Here is a 1,946-nt window from a genome sequence, read left to right on the forward strand (position 1 = left end):
CGCGCCGGCGCGGCGCGGGCCCCCCCCCGGCGCCGCGGGGGGGGGGGGGGGCTAGCTATTATTATCTTAAAAACCCAACCACACTTACCCCCCCGCGCGGCCCCCCCCCCCCCCCCCCGGCTTTTCTCATGATCATTTCAAGTATGCGCCGGACATCCACTCGGGAGAGTGTCCTAAGCGGTGGTCACCCGGTTAGACGGGCGTGGACACCAGAACACCTCGGCGCCCCCTGTTCGGCGGCGGCAGCACCGGGATAGACGCGGGCCCCGGCCTTGACACGGTCAAGGTGCCGTCCGACCCCGCGCGCCTCAGCATCACCCAGGCGAGCTTCCGGCTCCGGCTCGGCGCCCCGGTGGCGCCGCTGATCGAGGCCCCGGCCGGACTGCTGTCCACCGGCGCCGCGTTCGGCGACCCGTACGCCAACCAGGGCCTGATCCGCCGTCCGCTGGTCACCCCGCAGGTCGTCGTGCCCGCCTCCGCCGTCCCGGCGCTCGCGGGGGCCGCCGGGGGCGGTGCGCCGCGCCGCAAGGGCCGGGTCACCGCCGTCACCTGGACCGGGCAGGCGCCCCCCGGGGACCTCGCGGCCACCCAGCTGCTGGACGCCGTCCGGCTCACCGGCTCCGGGCCCGACGGCGGCGGCCCGGGCATGTCGGACACTCGGGTGATCCCGTCCTACTCGGGCGCCCGGACCGTCCCGCGCCAGCCGCGGGAGGGAGCCGGCACCGCCACCGACGCGGGCATCGGCCCGGTCGGCGCACCGCAGGGCTGGACCCCGAGCGGCGAGCTGCCCGAGGTCTCCGCTACGGCCGCCGAGGGCAAGCCGCCCTGGTACCCCGGCCGCCGGGTCGACCTCGGCCTGGTCCTGCTGCCGCTGCGCGCCGTCCTCGGCTCGCTGTCCGTCTACGCCGGGTTCAGCAAGCTCTGCGACCCGGTCTACTTCGACGGCGGCGAGCGCGGCTCGATGATGCGCTGGCTCGCCTCGCTGCACCCCTGGAAGGTCGCCGAACCGCTGCTGGCCTTCGCCATGGCGCACCCGGTCGGTGCCGGCCTGGTGGTGTCGTTCACCCAGGTCGTGGTCGGCGTGCTGACCGTCCTCGGCCTCTGGCAGCGGCTCGCGGCCGGAGCGGCGATGCTCCTCTCCGCCGCGCTGCTGTTCACCGTCAGCTGGCGGGCCGTACCGGTCTACGACACCCCCGACCTGATCTTCCTGGCGGCCTGGAGCCCGCTGCTGATCGCCGGAGCGCCGTTCGCCTCCCTGGACGGGCGGCTCAACCTGGAGGCCTGGCGGCGCTACGGCGCCGACGCGCCCGCCGCGCTGCGCCGCCGGGTGCTGCGCCGCGGCACGGTGGTCACCACGGTCGTGGTCGGGGCGACCCTGCTGCTCGGCTCGATGCTCGGCGCGGCGGTGCGCACCGGGGCCCGGACGCACCAGGCGCCGGCCCGTCCGGCCACCGACTACGGCACGCCGGTCTGGCCCAGCGGCGCCCCGACCGGCACCCCGGGCGGCCAGGGCTCGTCCACCTCGCCCTCGCCCTCGCCCGCCCCGCGCCCGGCCGCCCCCACACCGGGCCCGACCACCCCGCCCTCCTCCGCCCCGGCCACCCGCCCGGGCAGCCCGACGCCGAGCGGCAAGGGGCACTCCGCCAAGGCGGAGACCGGGGCCGGCACGACCCCGTCCGCCGCCGCGCCGTCCGCCGCCGCGCCGTCGGCCGGTTCCTCGCCCGCCCAGCGCAGCACCCCGCCCCCCGCCGGAACGGGGGCGGCGTCCAAGCCCAGCCCGAGCTCCGGGGCGAGCCCCGGGCTGCTCGGCGGGGTGCTGGGCAGCGGCCCGCTCGCCGACCTGTCCGGCGGCGCCCGCTCCTCCCGTCCGGGGGCGCCCACGGCCACCTGACGGCCCGCGGACGCGGGGGGGGGGGGGGGGGGGCGCGGGGGGGCGCCCCCGCCCC

1 protein-coding gene is annotated in these 1,946 nt (G+C 78.5%); it reads left to right on the plus strand.

Translation table 11 applies throughout. The features are described 5' to 3' along the window. The first annotated feature begins 286 nt into the window (after positions 1-286). Positions 287-1,891 (plus strand): DoxX family membrane protein, encoded by a 1,605-nt coding sequence (locus tag ACFV61_RS05010; protein ID WP_380490161.1) that lies wholly within the window; start codon positions 287-289, stop codon positions 1,889-1,891. The last annotated feature ends 55 nt before the right edge of the window (positions 1,892-1,946 follow it).

Origin of the sequence: Kitasatospora sp. NPDC059817, from assembly GCF_042731835.1 — a bacterium.
Taxonomy (GTDB): domain Bacteria; phylum Actinomycetota; class Actinomycetes; order Streptomycetales; family Streptomycetaceae; genus Kitasatospora.